Origin of the sequence: Hyphomicrobium sp. (genome assembly GCF_035687085.1) — a bacterium.
GTDB lineage: Bacteria > Pseudomonadota > Alphaproteobacteria > Rhizobiales > Hyphomicrobiaceae > Hyphomicrobium_B.
This window is the reverse complement of sequence record NZ_DASRYS010000002.1, coordinates 455136-475895: the sequence shown is the minus strand read 5'-3', so window position 1 is coordinate 475895 and position 20760 is coordinate 455136. Positions and strand designations below refer to the sequence as shown.

General features: G+C 58.8%; 17 protein-coding genes. 12 read left to right on the top strand and 5 right to left on the bottom strand.

Translation table 11 applies throughout. From position 1 onward, the window contains the following. The first annotated feature begins 67 nt into the window (after positions 1-67). The 6 genes from VFG26_RS02685 (at position 68) to VFG26_RS02660 (ending at position 6716) form a co-directional block, all read left to right on the top strand. Positions 68-1309 (top strand): beta-ketoacyl-[acyl-carrier-protein] synthase family protein, encoded by a 1242-nt coding sequence (locus tag VFG26_RS02685; protein ID WP_325021932.1) that lies wholly within the window; start codon positions 68-70, stop codon positions 1307-1309. A gap of 241 nt (positions 1310-1550) precedes the next feature. Beyond that, positions 1551-1931 (top strand): cyclophilin-like fold protein, encoded by a 381-nt coding sequence (locus VFG26_RS02680; protein ID WP_325021930.1) that lies wholly within the window; start codon positions 1551-1553, stop codon positions 1929-1931. Positions 1932-2015: 84 nt separating this feature from the next. Continuing rightward, entirely contained in the window at positions 2016-3158 is a 1143-nt protein-coding gene (locus VFG26_RS02675) for an alpha-hydroxy acid oxidase (protein ID WP_325021928.1), read from the top strand. A 209-nt stretch (positions 3159-3367) separates the two neighbouring features. Further along, positions 3368-3823 (top strand): (2Fe-2S)-binding protein, encoded by a 456-nt coding sequence (locus VFG26_RS02670; RefSeq protein ID WP_325021926.1) that lies wholly within the window; start codon positions 3368-3370, stop codon positions 3821-3823. Between the two features lie 52 nt (positions 3824-3875). Beyond that, a complete protein-coding gene (locus VFG26_RS02665; protein WP_325021924.1) occupies positions 3876-4484 on the top strand; it encodes a hypothetical protein in 609 nt (202 codons plus the stop codon). A gap of 18 nt (positions 4485-4502) precedes the next feature. Further along, complete coding sequence (locus VFG26_RS02660) at positions 4503-6716, top strand: xanthine dehydrogenase family protein molybdopterin-binding subunit (protein ID WP_325021922.1); 2214 nt, start codon at positions 4503-4505, stop codon at positions 6714-6716. A 60-nt stretch (positions 6717-6776) separates the two neighbouring features. Here VFG26_RS02660 and VFG26_RS02655 read toward each other — a convergent pair whose 3' ends face one another. Both VFG26_RS02655 and VFG26_RS02650 read right to left on the bottom strand, forming a co-directional pair. Continuing rightward, positions 6777-7703, bottom strand: a complete 927-nt coding sequence (locus VFG26_RS02655; RefSeq protein ID WP_325021920.1) for a manganese catalase family protein — start codon at positions 7701-7703, stop codon at positions 6777-6779. A 130-nt stretch (positions 7704-7833) separates the two neighbouring features. Then, a complete protein-coding gene (locus VFG26_RS02650; RefSeq protein WP_325021918.1) occupies positions 7834-8160 on the bottom strand; it encodes a septal ring lytic transglycosylase RlpA family protein in 327 nt (108 codons plus the stop codon). A 225-nt stretch (positions 8161-8385) separates the two neighbouring features. Here VFG26_RS02650 and VFG26_RS02645 point away from each other — a divergent pair, with 225 nt between their 5' ends. Continuing rightward, positions 8386-10308: an acyltransferase family protein gene (locus VFG26_RS02645; protein WP_325021916.1), complete on the top strand. Its 1923-nt coding sequence runs from the start codon at positions 8386-8388 to the stop codon at positions 10306-10308. Between the two features lie 170 nt (positions 10309-10478). After that, positions 10479-11423, top strand: a complete 945-nt coding sequence (locus tag VFG26_RS02640; protein ID WP_414653245.1) for a Tim44 domain-containing protein — start codon at positions 10479-10481, stop codon at positions 11421-11423. A 322-nt stretch (positions 11424-11745) separates the two neighbouring features. On the opposite strand, the gene VFG26_RS02635 is transcribed toward VFG26_RS02640, so the two are convergent. Then, positions 11746-12537, bottom strand: coding sequence for a trypsin-like peptidase domain-containing protein (locus VFG26_RS02635; RefSeq protein WP_325021912.1), 792 nt, complete (start codon positions 12535-12537; stop codon positions 11746-11748). Between the two features lie 158 nt (positions 12538-12695). Continuing rightward, positions 12696-12950 carry a hypothetical protein gene (locus tag VFG26_RS02630; RefSeq protein WP_325021910.1) on the bottom strand — a complete coding sequence of 85 codons (255 nt, stop codon included), beginning with the start codon at positions 12948-12950 and terminating at the stop codon, positions 12696-12698. A gap of 229 nt (positions 12951-13179) precedes the next feature. Here VFG26_RS02630 and VFG26_RS02625 point away from each other — a divergent pair, with 229 nt between their 5' ends. The 4 genes from VFG26_RS02625 (at position 13180) to VFG26_RS02610 (ending at position 15629) form a co-directional block, all read left to right on the top strand. Continuing rightward, a complete protein-coding gene (locus VFG26_RS02625) occupies positions 13180-13830 on the top strand; it encodes a ParA family protein (protein WP_325021908.1) in 651 nt (216 codons plus the stop codon). After that, entirely contained in the window at positions 13823-14116 is a 294-nt protein-coding gene (locus tag VFG26_RS02620; protein ID WP_325021906.1) for a hypothetical protein, read from the top strand. Before VFG26_RS02625 ends, VFG26_RS02620 begins: the two co-directional genes overlap by 8 nt. Then, a complete protein-coding gene (locus tag VFG26_RS02615; protein ID WP_325021904.1) occupies positions 14113-15207 on the top strand; it encodes a hypothetical protein in 1095 nt (364 codons plus the stop codon). Before VFG26_RS02620 ends, VFG26_RS02615 begins: the two co-directional genes overlap by 4 nt. A 176-nt stretch (positions 15208-15383) precedes the next feature. Continuing rightward, positions 15384-15629 (top strand): hypothetical protein, encoded by a 246-nt coding sequence (locus tag VFG26_RS02610; RefSeq protein WP_325021903.1) that lies wholly within the window; start codon positions 15384-15386, stop codon positions 15627-15629. 53 nt (positions 15630-15682) lie between these two features. Here the strand turns inward: VFG26_RS02610 and VFG26_RS02605 are convergent, their stop codons facing one another. Beyond that, positions 15683-20737 (bottom strand): NACHT domain-containing protein, encoded by a 5055-nt coding sequence (locus tag VFG26_RS02605; protein WP_325021900.1) that lies wholly within the window; start codon positions 20735-20737, stop codon positions 15683-15685. Positions 20738-20760: the final 23 nt, after the last annotated feature.

The following is a 20760-nucleotide window of genomic DNA, read 5'->3' as shown; positions in this document are numbered from 1 at the left end:
AACGGGTATGAACGCCGGAGGCCCCCATCGGGGCTTCTGTGCGTTCATCAGACAAGAAAGATAGAGTATGTCGAATGGTAAACCGGGGCGCCGCGTCGTCGTCACGGGCCTCGGAGTTGTAACCCCGATTGGGCAGAATGTTCCTGATTTTTGGGCCAGTCTGAAGGCCGGAAAATCCGGCGTCAGCCCGCTCTCCGGATTCCCGTTAGACGATCTTAAGATTCTGATCGCTGCGCAAATCAAGGATTTCGATCCCAAGCAGCGCCTGAAACATTTCAAACGCGATCGCATCATCACGCTGGCCGATCGCTACTCCTGGTTCGCCGCTGCAGCCGCTGAAGAAGCGATTAAAATGGCCGGGCTCGAAATGCCCTTGGCTGATCCGTATCGCTCGGCATGCATCATCGGCTCTGGCGCGGGCGGCCTCACCACGTACGAGACGGCCTATCGCGACCTCTTCATCCACAACAAGCGCGCAACGCATCCGCTGACGCTGCTGCGCATCATTGGTTCGTCTGCCGCCGCGCACGTGGGCATCGAATTCGGCGTCAAAGGGCCGACGTTCGCAACCTGCTCGGCCTGCTCCACGGCTACGCACGCGATCGGCATTGCCCGCGACTACATCCGCGACGGCATGACGGACGTGGCGATTGCCGGCGCATCGGAGTCGGTCATCAACTACGGCACGATGAAGGCTTGGCAGGCACTCCACGTCCTGTCGCCGGAAGGCTGCTTCCCGTTCGCCAAGAAGCGCAACGGCACGGTTCTGGCCGATGGCGCAGGCATCCTCGTTCTGGAAAGCCTTGAGCACGCTCAGGCGCGCGGAGCCACCATCCTCGCCGAGTTGTGCGGATACGGCATGGCGTCCGACAGTCAGGACATGGTCAAGCCGACCGTCGAAGGCCCTTCGGTTGCGATGCTGACAGCAATCCAGGAAGCCGGCATCACACCCGACCAGATCGACTATCTCAACGCTCACGGCACGGCGACCGCCGACAACGACATCAACGAGACGAAGGCGATCAAGAACGTCTTCAAGGATCACGCCTACAAGCTCGCGATCTCCTCGACGAAGTCGATGCACGGTCATCCGCTCGGCGCCGGCGGCGGTATCGAAGCCGTTGCGACCATCATGGCGATGCGCGAAAGCTGGGCCCCGCCGACCATCGGTCTCGACGAGCCGGGCGAGGGATGCGATCTCGATTACATCCCGAATGTCGGTCGCGCGATGGAACTCAAGTACGCGATGTCGAACTCGCTCGCGTTCGGCGGCCTCAACACGTCGCTCGTCTTCGGCCGGGCGCCCTGATAAAAGTTCTGAGATCCCGGTGCAGCGCGCGGATAAGCGTCATGCCCCGGGATCTTTTCGCATCTGCAGCAACGGCTGCATGCCGCTCGACTGAGAATTTCGGGCAACTTTAGATCCCGTTCCGGCATTTTGTTCGGGCTGGGACACTCGAAGCCCTTGAAGGCGGAGAGCCCCAATGAGAGACTTCGCCTTGGCGACCGCATTACGCTCCCGGTCGCGAAGCTGATCGGGATCAAACGGCATGCGAAAAATCGTCATCCGCGCCGGGGCTGTCGCCATTCGAGCGAGATTGCTCGACACGCCAACGGCGGAGCGCATTTGGGCGGCCTTGCCGATCGAATCCGCAGCCCGCACGTGGGGCGAAGAAATCTACTTCGATGCGCCGGTAACCTCCGAGGCGGAGCCTGACGCCCGCGTCGTCGTCAAAGCGGGCGACATCGTCTTTTGGCCCGACGGCGATGCAATCTCGATCGGTTTTGGGCCGACACCGCTTTCCAAGACGCGCGGCGAAATTCGTCTGGCCGGACCGTGCAACGTCTGGGCGCAAGCTCTGGACGATGTGCGTCTGCTGAAGTCCGTCCACCCGGGAGTAGCCATTTCCGTTTCCGAAGCCGATGCTTGAGCTTGCTGTGCAGCATGTGAGGGCGTGCGCTCGGCGTGGCGCCTGAGGGCGGTTCGGAAACTGAGTTTCTTCGGGCGATCTTAAGTGAAACTCGACACCGTTGCCTGTATCGACGATCTCCGGCGATTGGCGCACCGCCGCGTGCCGGCCGACGTCATGGGCTATTACGAGTCTGGCTCATATTCGGAGACGACGCTGCGCGCCAACGAGCGCGATCTTGCGAACGTCAATATTCGCCAGCGCGTTCTGGCCGGTGCCGTCAATCGTGATCTGACCCAAAACATTATTGGAGTGCCTGCTGCGCTCCCATTTGCGCTCGCGCCTGTCGGCATGAGTGGCCTCGCCTATCGCGACGGGGAAATCGCCGCTGCGCGCGCGGCCGAAAAAGCAGGCATCCCATATACGCTGAGTACGCTGTCGATCTGCTCGATCGAAGATGTTGCTGCCGCAGTCACAAAGCCATTCTGGTTTCAGCTCTACTTCATGAAGGACCGCGGCTTCATCGCCGATCTCATCGCGCGGGCACGAGCAGCACATTGCTCCGCACTCGTGCTGACCGTCGACCTTCAGGTGCTCGGGCAGCGCCATCGTGACGTTCACAGTGGTCTCACCGTGCCGCCGCGCATCCATTTGAAGACGGTGGGACGAATTCTGTCGAAACCCTCTTGGGTCGCAAACGTCCTCACCGGAAAGAGGAAGACCTTCGGGAACGTCCACGGAAGAATTCCCGGCACTGAAAATCTTGCGTCTTACAGAGACTGGATCGGCAGCCAGTTCGATCAGGCCCTGTCGTGGGACGATGTCGCCTGGATACGCGAAAGATGGCCGAGAAAGCTCATCATCAAAGGCATTCTCGACGTCGATGATGCTCGCATCGCAGCGCGCACGGGCGCCAGCGCCATCGTCGTCTCGAATCATGGCGGGCGGCAGCTCGATGGCGCCGCGTCCTCGATTTCGATGCTGCCGCGAATCGCCGATGCGGTCGGCTCCGATGTCGAGATCATGTTCGATAGCGGCATTCGCACAGGACAGGACGTATTCCGCGCGCTCGCACTCGGCGCGAAGTCCTGCATGATCGGGCGAAGCTATCTCTACGGGCTGTGCGCGGCAGGCGAAGCGGGCGTCGCCAAAGCGATTGAGATCATCGCCAAAGAGCTTGACGTCACCATGGCACTCGCCGGCGTCCGCACGATCGATCAAATTTCCAAAAGCACATTGGAGAATTGAGCAATTTCTCGGGCGCCCGAAATGGGATTTTATGCCCGTTTTGCTGGCTTCGCCAATTGCCACTGATTTTTGATTTCAGAGTGGGGTTGGAAATCGCCCCCACAATTTCGCACGCCCGCCATATCGAGAAAACGTTATGTCGTGAGCATAAACGTTTGTAGGATGTTGGCTCGCCCTGCAATTTAGCCTCTCTGTCGCGAGAAACATCCATGCCCATTTCAACGACGGTCAACGGCAAGAAAGTTACCCTTGATATCGATCCCGAGACGCCGCTGCTCTGGACGCTGCGAGATGAGCTGAAGCTCACCGGCACGAAGTTCGGCTGCGGAGCGGCGCTCTGCGGGGCTTGCACCGTCCACCTCGATGGCGAGGCGGTGAGATCGTGCCAGATCCAGGCCGGCGACATCGAAGGCCGCGAAGTGACAACGATCGAGGGCGCCCACGACAACATCGCTCAGGCCGTTCAGGCCGCCTGGATCAAGCTCGACGTTGTACAGTGCGGATACTGTCAGCCCGGCCAGGTCATGTCCGCGATTGGCTTGCTGAGCCAGATCCCGAAGCCGACCGACGACGATATCGATAAGGCCATGGACGGAAACGTCTGCCGCTGCGCCACCTACCAGCGCATTCGCGCCGCCATTCACGAAGCTGCAAAATCGATCTGAGGCCTGGAAGGTCTAGAAGTCTTCGTTTCGGCAAGCCGGGGAGCATCGAGATATGCGCGGCCGACCATTCACCAAAGCACTTCTTCCGATTGCCGCCGCAGCCTTCGCAGGAGCGGCTGGTTTCTTGGCGCAACCGTTGACCTCTGGTCACGGCGTCGTTCGCACTGCAATCGCTGCGCCTGCTGACGAACTCTTCAAGCCCATCGCCACGGTCCTGCGGGATCCGCGCTGCATGAACTGTCACCCGGTGGGCGACCGTCCGCGCCAGGGCGACGACCGTCACTTCCATTTGCAGAACGTGAGCCGCGGTGAGGACGATCTCGGTTTCGTCAATCTGCGCTGCACGGCCTGCCACCGTAGCGAGAACAATGCCTACTCCGGAGTGCCCGGCGCGCCGAACTGGCACCTCGCGCCGCTCGCGATGGGGTGGGAAGGCTTGGACGACGCGCAACTCTGCGCCGTCCTCACGGATAAATCGAAAAATGGCGGACGCGACATCGCCGCGCTCGTCGAGCACATGGCAAGTGACAAGCTTGTGATGTGGGGGTGGAACCCGGGCGGCAATCGCAAGCCCGTGGCAACGCCGCACGACGTCTTCGTCAAACAACTCCATGCGTGGCAGGCCGCCAATGCGCCGTGCCCGAAATCAGCAACTCCTTGAAATCAGCGCGAGGCTCCGATGACCGAAATGAATATGCGAGCGATTTTCGCGATGAGCGAGCCGAAGGCTCCCGAAGCATCGCGCCGGACGTTTTTGAAAATCTCGGGCGGCGCGGGCGCCGGGCTCATTCTCGGCCTTGCGGCACCGGCAGCGTTCCGCGTCAGTGATGCGGCAGCGGCGGAAGGCCCGTTGGCGCCCAATCCGTTCGTCAGGATCGCGCCGGATAACACCGTCACGGTCATCATCAAGCATCTCGACAAGGGGCAGGGCGCCGCCACCGGGCTCGCAACGCTCGTCGCCGAGGAGCTTGACGCATCCCATGACCAGATCCGCACGGACTTTGCTCCCGCAGACGCGGAGAAATACAAAAACTTCATATTCGGCGTGCAGGGCGTTGGCGGCTCGACGGGCCTTTCCAATTCCTATGAGCAGTATCGCAAGGCCGGCGCGATTGCCCGTGCGATGCTTGTCGCAGCGGCGGCCAAGGAATGGGGCGTTGACGCGAGCACGATCGCCGTCAAAGGCGGTGTCGTCTCCACACCTTCGGGACTCAGCGCAACGTTCGGCGAACTCGCCGACAAAGCGGCGATGTTGCCCGTCCCAGCCGACGCACCGCTGAAGGACCCCAAGTCCTTCCAGTTCATCGGCAAGCCGTTCCCGCGCGTCGACAGCCCGATCAAGGTCAAGGGGCAGGCCAAGTACACCATCGACCATCAGTCCGACGACATGTTGGTCGTCACAATCGTTCGGCCGCCGCTCTTCGGCGCCAAGCTCAAGTCATACGACGCGTCGGAAGCCGAGAAGATCAAGGGCGTCGTCAAGGTGCTGCAGATCCCGCAGGGCGTCGCCATTCTCGCAACGTCCACATGGCCGGCGCTCAAAGCGCAGCGCGTCGTGAAGGCAACGTGGGACGACAGCCAAGCCGAAAAGCGAAGCTCCTCTGAGATCATTGCCGCCTACAAGACGAAGCTCGATCAGAAAGGGGCAATCGCCAAGTCGGTCGGCAACGCCGAGGACGGATTCAAAGGCGCCGCGAAGGTCATCGAAGTCGATTTCGAATTCCCCTATCTCGCGCACGCGCCGATGGAGCCGATGAACTGCGTCATCCGCTTCGACGGCAAGTCGGCCGAGATCTGGACCGCATCGCAGCTGCAGACGGCCGATCATGCGACCGCCTGCGGAATTCTGAACTTGAAGCCGGAGAATGTGCAGCTTCACACGGTCTGGGCCGGCGGCTCGTTCGGCCGCCGCGCGATTGCGGATTGCCACTTCGTGCGCGAAGCGTGCGAGGTCGCCAAAGCCTACGGCAAGCCGGTGCCAATCAAGGTGATCTGGACGCGCGAGGATGACGTGCAGGGCGGCTGGTATCGTCCCATCTACGTCCACCGGATCAAGGCTGGTCTCGATCAGGCCGGAAACATCGTCGCCTGGCGCCATCGCATCGTCGGCCAGTCCATCCTGGCAGGCACCCCGTTCGAGAAAATGATGGTGAAGGACGGGGTCGACGCAACGTCTGTCGAAGGCGCGTCCACGCTTCCCTATGCCATTCCGAACCTCGAGGTGGATCTCCACACGGAGAAAGTGGGCGTGCCCGTGCTCTGGTGGCGCTCGGTCGGCGCGACGCACACCGCGCATGCAACCGAGCACATGATCGACGTGCTCGCGAAGGAGGCCGGCAAGGACCCGGTGGACTTCCGCCTTGCGATGCTGAAGGACCACCCGCGTCACGCCGGCGTTTTGAAGCTCGCAGCCGAAAAGGCTGGCTGGGGTCAGCCCGCGCCCGCTGGCATCATGCGCGGCGTTGCCCTGCATGAGAGCTTCGGTTCCTTCGTCGCCAACATCGCGGACGTTCGCCTGCGTGATGACGGAACGATCAAGGTCGAGCGTGTCGTCTGCGCGCTCGATTGCGGCGTCGCCGTCAATCCCGATGTCGTCAAGGCGCAGATGGAAGGCGGATTGGGATATGGCCTCGGTGCTGCCTTGAAGGGTGCCATCACCCTGAAGGATGGAACCGTCGAGCAGACGAACTTCGACGGTTACGACGTGCTGCGCATTTCGGAGATGCCGCATGTCGATGTCCACATCGTACCATCGGCAGAAAAGCCTTCGGGAGTTGGCGAGCCCGGAACACCCGTCGTGCTTCCGGCCGTCGCAAACGCGCTGCTCTGGGGAACCGGCGTCCGTTCAACCGTGATGCCGCTCAACCAACAAAAGTACAAAGGCCAAGCCTGATTTCGACACGAGGTGGTCAGCGCCCGCTCGGGCGTTGACCACAATCCGCCGTTCGGCCGGCTACCTGGAAGCTTTGTAAAGCTTCGTCGCGATCTCGAACATTTCCTCCGGCGCATAGTCCGGAGTGAATGCGGATGGGACGCCCGTCAATTGATGGATTTTTCCGCCCTCTGGCATGCCGTCCACGACTTCCAATTGGCCGGGCGGGTCGCCGGCAAGCGCCTGCTCGCCATTGCCCCAAACGCCTGAGATTTCTTTGTAGTCGTTCGGGCTGAACGTGTAGAGGCGCCGGTGCGCGCCTTCCTCCAAATACTTTTGGCACTCCGGAATTCTGGATAAATTTATATTCGGAGTGGGCAACATCTTCTCGATGTCGACGCCCGTCAGTTTCTTGAGCGCGAGCCCATACGCATGGGCGTGAACGGAGCCGCGCACGAGAAGATAGCCGCACACTTCTCGCCCCGTGGGTTCAGTCAGCGTCTCGTAAACCCGCAGCTTATGAAGACGCGCGCCGCATTCCAAATGGAAATTATGGAGAAGGTCCACCACGACGTTTCCGGTCGTGGTTACGAAGTCGTTGTTCCATGAAGCGCCATTGCTGTTGACGGGCGTTGAGCCGCCGGCGTGCGAGAAAAAGGCAGCCGCAAGTCTTATGTCCTTCATGTCCTCGAATGGCGCGTTGGAGAGATCGCCGCCATCGGCCGTATCGCCTTCAGGATTGTCCGGACCGTTGTTGAGCATCGCGACGCCGTTGCTCACCAGCTCGACGTGGCCGAGCTCTTCAGCCGTGATGCTTGCAACCAACGTATAGAAGGGACGAAGCTTCGATTTGCTCCGAAAATTGAAGCTTTGAAACATATAATTATTGAGAGTCGACATCTCCCCGTACTTGCCGCCAAGTAGCTCCTGAAGCGCTGCTCCGGCATTCGGATCCTGCCGCTTCGGCGCAGGTAGATCGACTTGTAATTTATCAACTCGCAGGAACATGTGACGGCCCTCCTAAGGTTGCGTTAGCGTGCAACATGAGGCGCAATACTAAGTTCCGTATGCAAACGATCTTGCTGCGTACCCGTCTGCTTCAGAGTTCCGGCTGACGTGCCTTTAGATCCGGACTTGGCTATTCGCGAGTTACTTCAACACGCATCAGGTCCGAAGCGCCTATCGCGTTCGCAGCACCGTGCGAGAGATCGATGACACGGCCCCTCACGAACGGGCCGCGATCCACGATCGTGACAACCACCGAACGCCCATTGGCGAGGTTCCTCACGCGAACGCGCGAACCGAAGGGGAGGGTGCGATGGGCAGCAACCCTTCCCCCGCATGACGTCCGAAGTCCGCTCGCGCTTTGATAATGACAATAACGAGAGGCAATTCCAACCTGACCGGCGAAAGCGCCCTGCGGAACGAAAGTCGCAAATAATCCCACCAATAAAATCGCGCGCATTTGATCCATCCTGTCCGTCGATATTGGCTATTCAACCGCGGTCTGGATGAAGGGTTGCGATTGATCTTCGCTGGCCTGTTGAGCGCCGTTTATCCTTCGCCTGAATTAAAACTTGTGCCTTTTTCGTCAGTCCACGCGTCAAAGTGAGTTCCGTCCGCAGGATCTGGTCAATAAACAGCGTATTGGATTTGCTAGTCACTCTGTGTCCCCGCATGTTTCGTAAGGATGCGGGGGAGCAAAACTGGGATGGGATCAACTGGAGTTCCCTACCGGAGGGAGATCGACGGCCTTCGGGCTTTGTCAGTCCTGGCCGTCGTAGCGTTTCATTTCGGCAGCTCGCGCCTGACTGGCGGCTTCGTCGGCGTCGACGTCTTTTTTGCTATCTCGGGTTATCTGATCACGTCGCAGCTTTTGTCTGCGCTGGCGGATGGCAGCTTTTCTGTCCTGACGTTTTATGACCGCCGTCTTCGCAGAATATTGCCTGCAACGCTCGTTGTCGTGTGCACGAGCTTATTAGCCGGCTATTGGATACTGCTGCCGACGGATTATTCCGATCTCGGAGATTCTGCGACGTGGGCCGCGTTCGGTCTGGTAAACTTCTACTTTCTAGCGCACTCGGATTATTTCAGTGCGGCAGCCGATATGATGGCATTGCTGCACACATGGTCGCTTGCTGTCGAGGAACAGTTCTATCTCATTTGGCCGCCCGTGCTCCTCGCCGCAACGTCGCTTGCCAGAGGCTCCAAGGTTATTCTCGCGGGCACTCTGATATCAATTACGGCGATCAGCTTTTTCGCCTCGGTGCTCATCGTCCCCTATGATCAGCCTCAAGCCTTCTACATGCTTCATACCCGGGCATGGGAGTTGGCAGCCGGTGGCTTGGTAGCACTTCTGCCGGTAGTTGGGGGACGACTTAGCGCGGAGTTAATGTCGGCTACGGGCCTCGTTTTGATCGCGGCCGCCGCGACGATCCTCACGTCTCGTTCGGCATTTCCCGGAGTGAATGCACTGCTTCCGGTTCTAGGTGCCGCTCTACTTCTTGCGCCGAAGGTGCAACAATCTCTGATCGACAAACTGTTGTCTGCTCAGCCGCTCGTCCTCATCGGAAAGATATCGTTCTCGCTTTATCTTTGGCATTGGCCGGTTTTGGTTTTCTACCGGCACTGCGCGTACGGCAAAATGCCCGCCCATGGCCGCCTCGTGGCACTTGTCGCTGTTAGCATAGCGCTAGCTGCGTTGTCATACCTTCTCATAGAGCAGCCGTTTCGGCGCCTGCGGCCGCGGCGCACAACGACAGTATCCGCTGCGCTCGCTTCCATGGCCACGACGGCCGTTATCGGCTTCGGAATCGTTTCCGCGCAGGGCTTACCATCGCGGTATTCGGAAAAAGCTCTAGCCTTTCTGACATTCAAGCCCGCGCCGATGTTGCCGCCGGAGAAGGTGGATTGCTTCGTTTCAAGCAACAGCAGGCGCCCATTCAACTTGAAAGAATGCATCGAGATATCGCGTGATCGACCCAACGTGCTGTTGATCGGCGACAGCCACGCTACCCATATCGCCGTTGCACTGAAAAAGGTGTTCCCAGAAATCAGTTTCTCCCAGGTATCTGCATCAGGCTGTCTACCCGTTGTTCCACTCAGCGGAGCTGAAAGGTGCACGAACCTGATGCAGGAAGTATTCGACCACATTCTTTCTGATTACCCGTTCGATGAGCTTCTGATTTCTGCACGCTGGACAGGCGTTCCCGCCGAAGCTGTTACGAGAACAATAAATTGGCTGGCACCTCGCATTCGGCACATCACGGTGCTTGGCCCGAACGTCGAGTATAAGCGCCGCCTCCCGCTTCTCCTGGCAATGTCCGCATCCTCAGCGGACGGCTACCAGATTATCGATAAAGCTACGGAAAGGAGTGTTTGGACGACGTCGGAAGAAATGCAGGGCAGCCTACGAAACACCAGCGCTGACTACGTCTCCGTTGTCGACGCCATTTGCCCAAACAAGGTGTGTGCGACGCTCGACAAATCTGGCAACCCGATGCTTTTCGATGCCAACCACTACACGGTCGACGCCGCCACCGAAGTGTTGACGGCTCTTAGACAGCGTGGGCTGCTGTCGTCCCTGCTAAGGACCACCTCTGCAAGCAACTGACGACAGCCTTCGAGGCGCCAAGGCCGCGCGTAGGAGCCCCCTGGTGAATGCATGCGTCAATCTACATTGCCGCATCAAAGAAATGTGCTGTTTCCGCCGCCGTTCGCATCGACATTCGGACTCCGCGTACCCATATACCCTCCTGAAGCTTTATCTTTCAGGGGATACCTATGTCGTTCACACGTTCCGTCGCTCTCATTTTCAGCTTGGCAGCGGGGTTCGCGATTGTCGCAGCCGACGTTGCCGATGCCCGCGCGGGCGGCGGCAGAAGCTTCGGTAGCAGGGCTGGCAAAACGTTTTCGGCGCCGCCTCCGACCAACACCGCCCCAAAAGTCGCACCGATGGAAAGGTCCATGGCCCCGAAAACCGCGCCGGCAAGTGCACAGCCGGGCGCAGCGGCATCGCAGGCCTCGCGCTTCGGTGGCATGCGCGGCCTGCTCATGGGCGGTTTGTTCGCAGCTGCTCTCGCAAGCATCTTCGGATTTGGCGCAATGGCGAGCGTCCTGGGCTTTCTGCTTCAGGCCGCGCTGATCGGCGGTATCGTCTATCTCGTGCTGATGTTCCTGCGTAATCGCAACCAGCCGGCGTTTGGACGCGCAGCCCCTCAGGCAGCCGGCAGCACCGCCCCCCCGCGTGATACCCTCGCGCAGAACCGCTTCGCTCGTGACGGAGCTGCAGGCGCTGGTGCATCGCAGCCGCCGCTGACGGTCGGCGGAGACGACTTCGATTCGTTTGAGAGACTGCTCGGCGAAGTTCAAACCGCCTATGGCCGAGAGGATGCCGACAAGCTTGGCGCCATCACAACGCCCGAGATGCTCTCCTATTTCAGCGAGGAAATTTCCGAGAACGCGAAGCGTGGTTTGCGCAATGAAATCTCCGGCGTGAAACTCCTGCAGGGCGATCTGGCGGAGGCTTGGCGCGAAAACGGCTCGGACTATGCAACGGTCGCGATCCGCTATTCGCTTATCGACGCGACTGTAGATAGGGCGACGGGCCGTGTTGTCTCCGGTGATCTCACGCGTCCGACGGAAGCCACCGAGCTGTGGACGTTCCGCCGTGACGATCGCGCGCGTGCCGATGGCTGGCAGCTTTCGGCCATCCAGCAGGCGGCATAACGCGTAACGGACGCGCGAACGCAAATATCAAGGCGCTGATTTCGGTCAGCGCCTTTTTTGCGGCCCGCTCGCGGGGCGAGCGCGTTTCGCAAGCGTATCGTGTGTCGAGTAATGTGGTGGGCCCGCCAGTATGCACACTGCTGGCAAATAACCCTTTGTTTCTAGACACTTAGAAGTTCAGATCGGGGCTGATACCAACCGATATGCCAACAAATGCTGCTATGCCTTCGACGGCTACTCAGAGTGTTTGAGCTATCGACAGAAGTTGGCAGGTGGCGGTCGGTACAGCGGGTGGCCTTCTAGCGAATGCACTTAGGAAGTTTTATGGGCTGCGTTGAGAAGGTCGGAGTTCGTAGGCGCCAGATTTTGGGTCATCGATGATTTCATCGATGAGGTGCCGATGCCAAACGCGGCCGAGCTGGACCGCTAGTTCGTCATCGGCACCGTAACGTCCTGAGTAGACGCCAATGAAACGAGTAAAAACGCCAGCCCCTGTATGCGTGGTTCCGTCCTCCATGAGTGCGGTTCCAAAGGATCTGAGGAGAACAGGCGAGCCCGACATTCCATGGCGCGTCGCCGTATCGACCAAGAATACTGGAAGTTCGTTGTGCGGCAGCTCCGGCTCTGTCGCGATCGAAGCCCTTTTCCAAATTGGAAGATTACCTTGATGCGCAATCCCCTCAGGAAATCCAAGGATATAGCAATCCATCGAAACCTGCATGGATAGGCCGTTCTCTTCGCCCGGTTCCGGTAAGTGATATACTGGCGTCAAATGCTGTAAGGGGAGTACCGACACATCAAAATCTTGTCCCCGCGCGTGCTGTTTCCAAAGTGGAACTCCTTCCGTGGAAATCAGCGGAAGAGCGAGCTTAGATTTCCCTAGGCCGTGTGCGATCGGGTAATTCACAGAAACGCAAACTTCGTCCGGAATTGCTGCGTCTCTTCTTAACGCTTGCCCGGTGCCGGGATGTCTGCCTGAAAAAACATGCCAATTGGAAACCAAAAAACTTTCGCCGTTGCGTTCATAGATGAATCCCGTCGCCGTACCTATCGAAACCGAACCGCACAGCATATCAAGTTTTAGAGAAGTCACCGAATAAGCATCAATTGTCATTTACGACCTCGCACGTCGTCCAGGCGTCACGTCAATTTCTCGTAGTGCTATGGTGAGGTAATTGGAAAGCCCAAGCTGTCTTCGACGTGGGTTTTTTCGCGCTCGGGGAAAATTATCCAACGATCGTCTTTGAATTGCTCGACACGGACCTGAACCGGTCAATCGCTGGGCGACTTGCGCTTCATCCGCTTCAGAGCCGCAGCGGCGTATTCGTTACAGAACGTCTCGATAGCCTCCTGCAAGGTGGTGTGATTTTCGGCGGTCGCGACCTTCATTGCCGCCCGAAGCTCCTCGCTTACCCAAACGGTCAATTGCACTTTGTCTTGTCGTGATGGCGGCAGATCTTTGGCCACGTTCTGATTCTCGATGAGCATCGCTATGGCCTTTTCTACCATGCCCGTCTTGACCGGCAATAGGCAGATGATATCATGTTATCAAGATGGCATGTCAAGCATGCGGATTAGCATCGACCGTTCTAGTCTCGGTTCGTGATTTGCAATACTGGTCCGCAAGTGCCTAGACCATGCGGAAAACAAGCATATGTTTTTGTTCACACATTTTGCATTGCCTAGGCATTTTTGAAACGTATAGGCACCGGCGATTTGCGTAGGCAGACGCATAGGCATTTGAGGAGAGCTAGGCATGTTGGTGATCGGGGTTCTCAACTCGAAGGGCGGCGTGGGTAAGTCCACATTGACCGCTTCGTTTGCCGTGCGGGCGGCGCAAGACAACGCGGTTTGCGTCGTCGATCTTGATTCTCAGGGGAGCTATTCGGACTGGTACATGCGCCGCGGTTCGCCAGACAACCCCGCGCTGCTGACGGGGGAAGATCGGGCAAGCGATGCCGTCGAAGCGCTGAGGTTGTCTGCGCCCTACGAGATCGTGCTGCTCGACGGTCCGCCGGGTTCGCTGATCGTCACGGAGGATGCCATCAAGGTTTGCGATCTGGTCGTAATCCCCATGCGGGCGAGCGGCCTCGACCTGATGGCCTCTCAGGATTGCGTGCGGCTCTGCCAAGAGAATGGTGCAGCCTATCTTTGCGTGCTCAACGACGTGGCTTCTCGTGAAGCGAAATCTCTGGGCGAGAATGCCCGCAACACGTTGCACACCTACAGGATCCCGATCTCTCGAACGGTTGTGGCGCACCGGGTGCCGTACATCAACTCCATGACGAGCGGCAAAACCGGGCCGGAGAAGGATAAGGCCGCCGCGGCGGAGATCGATGCTCTTTGGGCTGAGATCAAGCAAGCAGCAATAGCAGCTGCGAAGCAAAAGGAGGCTGCCCATGCGTGATGACGAAGCCGTCGACAGCTTTGCGAGCATGTTTCAGGCCGGATTTGCCGCTGAGCCCGAACGCATTACCGCCCGGCGTCGCGCGGAACGGCGATCGTCGCTGACGCCGAAGCAGAGGAAACGCGGAGCGATACGGACGGCGCAGATCAACTATCGATGCACCCCGGCGTATAAGCAACTTGCCTCCGGGCTGGCCAGGCACTTTCACGTGAGCATCGCCGATGTGATGGAGGAAGCGCTCGACCTGTTGGCTAAGGCGAAGAAATTCAGAGGAGAGGAGCAGTGATGCGCTGGGTCTACATCGCCGCGGGACTGCTCGCACTCTCAGCGTCCTGTTACATGGCAGTGATGGCGTCAGGCGGCATCCAGTCGGAGAGTGCGCCGGCGCTGATCGCGATGGCCGTCATTCTCGGTGTCGGTGCCGCTTCGGTAGGAACAGCCATCGCCGGCCGCCATAATGGGATTGCGATCGTCATCAGCCTAGGCATGCTGGCGGGCGAGGCAGGCGCAATGATTCAGACGGCGCAGCGCGTCACAGCGGCGAGGGGAGCCAGCCGCGCGCCGATCGTTGCCCTTGAGCTGAAGCGGCAGGATGCGCTTGCGGAGTTGGCCAATGCCCAGACGGCCAAACCTCAGGCGGTGGACCGTTCCAGGCTCAGCGCCGCTGAGAAAGCAAAAGCCGAAGCCGAGAAGGCCGTCCGAGAGAAGTCAGCGGAGGCTGGTTGCCGTCAGAATTGCCGCCTGCTGTTGCAAGCCTCAGTCGATGGCGCGCAGCGGGAAGTGGAGGCCGCGCGCGAAGACATTGCCCGGCAGGAGGCCGATCAGTCCGCAGCAATCGCCAAGCGCATCGAGCTCGCGAAGGCCCGTGTTGCCGCGTTACCTCCACCGCAAAGCGCAACGCCGCTGGCGGACTACACGGGCGTGCCGGAATGGCTCTTCGACGTGCTGGAGGCGTTGGCGCTGTCGTTGTCGATCAATCTACCAGCGACGGCGCTAATCGCGCTGGGAGTGAAGATGGGACGGGCGCCGCAGAAGGCAGAACCGGCGAAACATGCCGCCAATGCTATCATCCTTGAGGAAGTGACGTCGTCAGCCGGCCGCGAGCCGAGGCCCAGGCTTCCGTCTCCGAAATTGGCGAAAGATCGTGATCCTGCCACCGAAGCAGAGCGTTTTGGATTGGCGATGGTGCGACCGGCTGAGAACGGTCGCTTATCTCCTGCCGACCTTCGCGAGGCTTATGTCGCGTGGTGCCAGCGCTCTGGCAACGAGCCGCTTGCGGTCGAGATCATTGCGCCGGCGCTGGGCAAGTTATTTCGGAGTGCCAGAATTTCGTTCGAGAACGGTTTTGCCGTCGGGGTAACGATTCGGAACGCCTAGCAACGGGTAAGATGGTCCGCCTCCGCCTCATAGCGATCAATCGAGCCCTGACGCGTGTCCTGTTAAATCGCGCCGGCTAGTTCCAGTGACATCCATTGCGTCAATTCTTCGTCCAGTTCGGCATGGACATAGACATCGCAGCGCGGCACGATGCCCGCCCTCACGTCGATCACCAAATGCTCACTTCGACTACGATTCTCCCGCTTGCCCACACGATGTACGACCAGGTCAGGTGCGATGGCATCCCTGCCGATCAGTTCATCGTCGCTGAGGCCGTACCGCAGTCGCTTGATGACGTCCTCGCGGCGGTTCCATTCGAGATCGATGGACCGACCCTCGTGATGCCCGTGAAGTTGATCCCGAATCCGGGCAACGGTCGCGTTCCGATTCCGGTCGTCTTAGGTCTCCGCGCGATTTTTTGATAACGGCAATTGACGATTTCTGCTTGCTCGCTGCCGCTTTGTCCTCGCCGATGTCAGGACGACGTAATCTCGTTTAGCAGCGGCAACAGAGGAATATGCAGGCCGGAGGTAACATCGAAGCCAACGACTGGAGCCGGCTCGCCAGAGAAATGAAGAAGCTTTTGTCGGGCTAGATCGCGCAGTTCATTTGCGTCGCCCGCAGCGCTGCGCAGCAGGCTAAACTGTGAGCAGAGACGCGTGGGCTGATTTGTTTCTCGGAGCGAAGTGATGAAAACTGCTCGGGTAGTTTGATCTTGTCCAATCCGTCGGAGAATCGCTGGTAACCAACGCGGTGCATGATGGGCAACGTCCTCGACTTTAGAGGGGTCGAGCGCATGCTCGAGCAAGGCTTCAATGAGAGCGTCGGAATGTCCGACGGCGCTACAGATTTTGAAAAATGTCGCAATGTCCAATCGCAGACCGCGTGAACGCTCGCGTAGTAGTTTGGCAGTTTCAACATCAGGGTGGATCAGAAGCAGTTCGGCCAGCGCAGCATAGATCGGTGTCCACGTGTCGCCAGCCGTTGCTCGGTCGATCAGTTGTGCGCGAAGTTCGATATCGTCGGAATACTGCTCGGCATAGACCTCGGCGGCTACAAGGGTGCCCCAGTACTCTAAGTCGCGGCCCGATTTGAAACTCCGTTCCTCTTCAGTGGGCAGTAGCAGTCGTGTGATGAGCGTCCGGAGTTCTTTGCTGCGAGGCCGGAAGCGGGCTAGGAGCTGGATCTCGGCATGCTGTTGAAGGTGCTGTATGGGCGGATGGTAAAGAGCTGCAAAGAGGCGTTCCGCATTGGACAGAGTGGGATCGAGAATCGGAAGAATAGTCTCGCCAGATAACTGGAGACGATCGAGTAACTCGGCTTCAGAGCCGAAAGCAGTGCTGAGCTTATCCCACAGCGATAGAAGCTTGTTGAGATAGAGCGTCCGTCCCTCGGACGATACCACAGCAAGGTCAATTTTCTTAGGCTTGCCCTGGTGGTCTTTTGCGCCCACAAACTTGGAGATTGCGCCGGCGGTAGTTAGGGCGAAGATGGCAGCGATCCTACGTTGCTCGTAGTTCGGTCCGACTGCATCGAGTTCGCGTTCCCAGAAAGCGATGTCGTCGGCAGTGACGGCTTCCCTGGCGACCAAAACCTCGGCATGGGCCATAGTGGCGATCGCCCCTTGGAGGCGCTCACTATCGAAGCGTATCTCGTCAAGGTGGCTTTCCGCTGCGGCATTGGAGAACGCCGCGTCCTGCAACGGCTTGAGAATCGAAAGGCGCGCAGGAGGCGATAAGGGCAGAAGAGCTTTAAGAAGCTTGCTACAGATCTCAGGGTCGTCCGGATAAGCGTTGGCGATGGCCGCGATCTCGCCATCGCGACGATTGATCTGCTGGAGAGCTAGGTTGCGGACCTCATTCCGCCATGGAAAGGCCTGGATCATACTCGCGCGCCATAAATTTCGGTATAGAGGGGCGCGAAGCGAGGACTGGCAATCTAACGCTGCGCGGAACGCTTCCTCATCATCGCGATCGATGCCTAGTGCGCGAAGTCCATCTAGTACGAGATCGGCTCGATCATTCGGACCCGCCAAAGCGCGCAGCAGAGCCGTCCGGCAGGCGGCCTTATCTGCGATCACTTTTGGAACGACACGCGCCGCCATTGCGAGGCGTTCCGGCGCAGCATCTAGGAGGCCTTGGAATGCAGCTTGTATTTCTGGATCTTCAGCGTTCCACCCTTCCACAAGAGCATCTGCGCACCAGAAGCTGGTATGACGGTCTCCGGTGAGGTTCCGCAGAAAATAAGCTTTAAGACTAGGGAGCTTGATAGACTTGGAAAGCCAGTAGAATTCGTACTCTCGGAATTTATCATCACTCAGGGCGATATGGCGCTCGACAAGTGCCTGAAGATCCGGCGTCCAGACAATTCGGTCGGTTGGCAGTTCATGCTGACCAAAAATTTCTCGCCAAGAAAAATCTTCTCTAAGAATATCCATCAGGGCATCCGCCAGCGCGGGTTCGTTCGGATCGCAATAGAGAAGCGATCCCACAACGGCTTTTATATCGCGGAACCGGTTGTTAGTGTCGCGCGCCAGAGGCCTCAATAAATCGATGAAGGTCTCTCGATGAGTCTCGGCGAAGTGTTGGACGAGATCGGGTATCAACTCCTTCGCCTTGAAGCGATGCGTCCTGTAGGCGAGCGAGAAAAAATGCTCGAAGTCCTCTTTGTCTGCTTCGCCACGTCGGGTTCGAATTCGTATCGCGTCGTACACGAGTGACGGGGCAGACGCGCCACGCGCTGAAAGCGCGATGCCCCCCACGTCTTCATCTGCGTGCCAGCCGCAGCCGAGAGCGTAAAGGCATGCGGAAATCGATGTCATATCATCGGCAGAGTGTAATAGAGAAAGCAGCCGCGCCTTGGTCGCTGCGGGCGTCTGCGTGAGGAGCGGAAGGGCTTCCGCCGCCGTGCGTGCGACGTAGTCGTTTTCGCATTTGAGATTTCGGAACAACGCATCCACCCCTGCTGGCCAGAGTTCTGGGTTCCAGCGAGGCATCGCCTTGATAACTTCCGCGCGCGCATAGTTGTGGAGTGCGGGTGTCCACTCGGCGAGCTTGGCATGGCAGAGAGCGGCAACGGATTCCGAAGAAAGACCGTCAACTACGTGAGAGAGCAGGGTTCGAAGCCGACGGCCATAGGCGACGGATTCAATTTCGGCAAAGTGATGCTCGGCCACAGGGCGGACGTCGTGAGGGTCGTACGCGAAATTGGAGAATGACGCTTCCGCCAGAAGATCATCGCGTGCGCGAGCCATCGCGGGTTCGGGTGTGGCTGCTTGAGCGATCGCGTTGAGAAGCTGACCGGCGTCGTGCTCGCTGTCCGTAAGGAACAGCAGGTTGAGAATTGGCTCGCGCCATCGAGTGGAGCCAGCATGGTTACGAACGAACTCGATCCGGCGTTCGAGAGAGCGTTGCTGAAGGTGGCGAGCGGCAAGATGCTCCTGAAGGGAAAGGTGGAAGAAACCAATGTTCCCCGGAGCTTTCTTTACGAGCAACCCAGCGCGCTCTTCGGAGAACTGCAGTATAGCACGAGCACCGGATTGGGCTTTTTCGGGATCGGGGAGACTTTGGCGCTCGCGGATCAAGGCAATCGCGCGCGCCAGCGCATCGTCTTCGGTGGCGGAGTCGGTGACGGCACCCTCGATCTCGCCGGAGTGGAGCGCAAAAGCAAGGTCGGCGAGGAGCCGATCGCGCAGCTTGGTGTCCAGTGGCGTGCTGGCTACCGTAAGCGCTCCAGTCTCGCGTTTGTGCGGTTGGTGTTCGATTAGCTGAGCGATGATTTCCCGGCTTGCGGCGAAGCGGCTGCGAGGCAGTAAATGGCCATGACGCGCGAGTTCCATGAAAGCGAGCAGAAATAATGGGGTCTGCGAAAGGCGGTGAATGTCGGCCGCCTTATGCAGCGCACGAAGAAACTGGTCAGTGCTGTTTTCTGCCCTAGCTTCAATCTTGGTGGCCGTGGCTCCGTGGGACGCTTCTCTGGCGTGCAGTATTCGATACCAAATGCGCGCCAGGGCGCGCTGCTGAGGATCGGAAAGCGGGGCAAGCTGAACGCGCTTCCAAGCGGCAGCAAGGCGTCCAATAATTTCCAGGCCTTGCGGCCGCGAGGTGATGATCGCTGGCGCGTTCCGACTGCTGACATAGGAAGTCAGTAGCGCAGCGAGGGTTTCAGCTGTTCTGGCGTCGGACGCTTCGTCGAGACCATCTACAAGATAGATGGCGCGGCCGCTTTCGAGAGCGCGCAACACGTCAGGGACAAGCGCGGCCTCACCCTGGGCATTGAGGAAACCTCTCACTGCATCCGGCAACGACGGCGGTGTGGCTTGCTCTTTTGCCATGCGAGCCCAAAGGGCGAACGGAATCCAGATGGGGATATGTTGTTGGTAGCGTGCGCGCACGGCCTCCAGGACAGGGGCGTCCGAAAGAATGTCGAGCGCCAGAAAGCGGAGCAGAGCGCTCTTGCCGGCGCCCGCATGACCAGAGATCACAGCCTGCGGTTCGGCGGCAAGGAATTGATCCAATGAGGTGCGGATGGACTGAAAGTTAGAGAATTTGAGACGAAGCGAAGATTGCTCTCCGTGTGTTGTTACATCAGCGGACAACCTAGCATCGGTGGGGGTTTGCGGTTCTCGCGGAGGCGCGCGTTGGGAATGAAGCGGGGCGATGAAAATATCCGGCTGCACGAACCTGTCTGAAATGGAAATAGCTGGGTGAATTTGCCCGTGATGATCTTGTCCGGCGATTAGCAGCCCGGGATCTATAGTCGCTGACCAAGAACGATAGCAATCGCGTAACCGAACCCGCAACGTGGCCGCATCAAAGCGGGAAAAGCGGTTTTCGAGGGATTGAACCGCTTCTGGCGAGCAGATTCTTTTTACCCACGGCCGGTCAAAGAAATCGTCGACGATGTCGGGAAATCTCTTCAGCTCAGCGGTCAGTCGCGTGTCATCGAGTGTTTTGAAAGCAATGTTCTTGGTTGCTAGTCGTGTGCGGAACTCTTCGATCTTCTCGACGACGGCCGTAATCCCCATAGGGCAAGCGGTTGCGAGCACGAAACTTCGCGCGCGGTCAGCCCACGGGTGGTGCAGGAAGAGATCAACGGCTTTAGTGATGTCGGCCGCTGTGAGCTTCTGATAGCGTTTGGTTTGCCAGACTTCAAAAGCACCATCGGCTAGGCGGACGAGGATGTCGATGCCATATTGAGCTTGGCCGGCTGTCCCGTATGCCCATGCTTCTTCAACTTGTCCACGAGCAGCGGCAAGGCGGCGCGCAAGACGTTCAAAGTCAGCCCAACTGAGTTCCAGAAAGGGCAGTCGGTCGGAGCGCGTTGCTGCAGGCGGCTTTGGCTGGCTCGTGGGGTCGAGTAGCAACCAATCTGGGTGTTTGTCTGGAACTGGTTTGGACTGGCGGGAGGATTTGTGCTTTGGCATGGGCTCAAGATGGCTTATCGGTCCGCCAGAGAACAGAGCGATCCAATTCAGATTGGCGAGCTTGGACGACAGCGCCGTTAGGATACGGCGCTGTAAACACAACATTGCTGGCTGTCGCGTATGGCGTG

What these genes read in the sequence shown, in the direction of transcription:
- VFG26_RS02625 (WP_325021908.1), top strand. Translation starts at nt 13,180, where the DNA reads ATGTTGGTGATCGGGGTTCTCAACTCGAAGGGCGGCGTGGGTAAGTCC.
- VFG26_RS02670 (WP_325021926.1), top strand. Translation starts at nt 3,368, where the DNA reads ATGCCCATTTCAACGACGGTCAACGGCAAGAAAGTTACCCTTGATATC.
- VFG26_RS02645 (WP_325021916.1), top strand. Translation starts at nt 8,386, where the DNA reads ATGCGGGGGAGCAAAACTGGGATGGGATCAACTGGAGTTCCCTACCGG.
- VFG26_RS02610 (WP_325021903.1), top strand. Translation starts at nt 15,384, where the DNA reads ATGCTCACTTCGACTACGATTCTCCCGCTTGCCCACACGATGTACGAC.
- VFG26_RS02665 (WP_325021924.1), top strand. Translation starts at nt 3,876, where the DNA reads ATGCGCGGCCGACCATTCACCAAAGCACTTCTTCCGATTGCCGCCGCA.
- VFG26_RS02635 (WP_325021912.1), bottom strand. Translation starts at nt 12,537, where the DNA reads ATGACAATTGATGCTTATTCGGTGACTTCTCTAAAACTTGATATGCTG.
- VFG26_RS02680 (WP_325021930.1), top strand. Translation starts at nt 1,551, where the DNA reads ATGCGAAAAATCGTCATCCGCGCCGGGGCTGTCGCCATTCGAGCGAGA.
- VFG26_RS02655 (WP_325021920.1), bottom strand. Translation starts at nt 7,703, where the DNA reads ATGTTCCTGCGAGTTGATAAATTACAAGTCGATCTACCTGCGCCGAAG.
- VFG26_RS02685 (WP_325021932.1), top strand. Translation starts at nt 68, where the DNA reads ATGTCGAATGGTAAACCGGGGCGCCGCGTCGTCGTCACGGGCCTCGGA.
- VFG26_RS02660 (WP_325021922.1), top strand. Translation starts at nt 4,503, where the DNA reads ATGACCGAAATGAATATGCGAGCGATTTTCGCGATGAGCGAGCCGAAG.
- VFG26_RS02650 (WP_325021918.1), bottom strand. Translation starts at nt 8,160, where the DNA reads ATGCGCGCGATTTTATTGGTGGGATTATTTGCGACTTTCGTTCCGCAG.
- VFG26_RS02605 (WP_325021900.1), bottom strand. Translation starts at nt 20,737, where the DNA reads ATGTTGTGTTTACAGCGCCGTATCCTAACGGCGCTGTCGTCCAAGCTC.
- VFG26_RS02640 (WP_414653245.1), top strand. Translation starts at nt 10,479, where the DNA reads ATGTCGTTCACACGTTCCGTCGCTCTCATTTTCAGCTTGGCAGCGGGG.
- VFG26_RS02620 (WP_325021906.1), top strand. Translation starts at nt 13,823, where the DNA reads ATGCGTGATGACGAAGCCGTCGACAGCTTTGCGAGCATGTTTCAGGCC.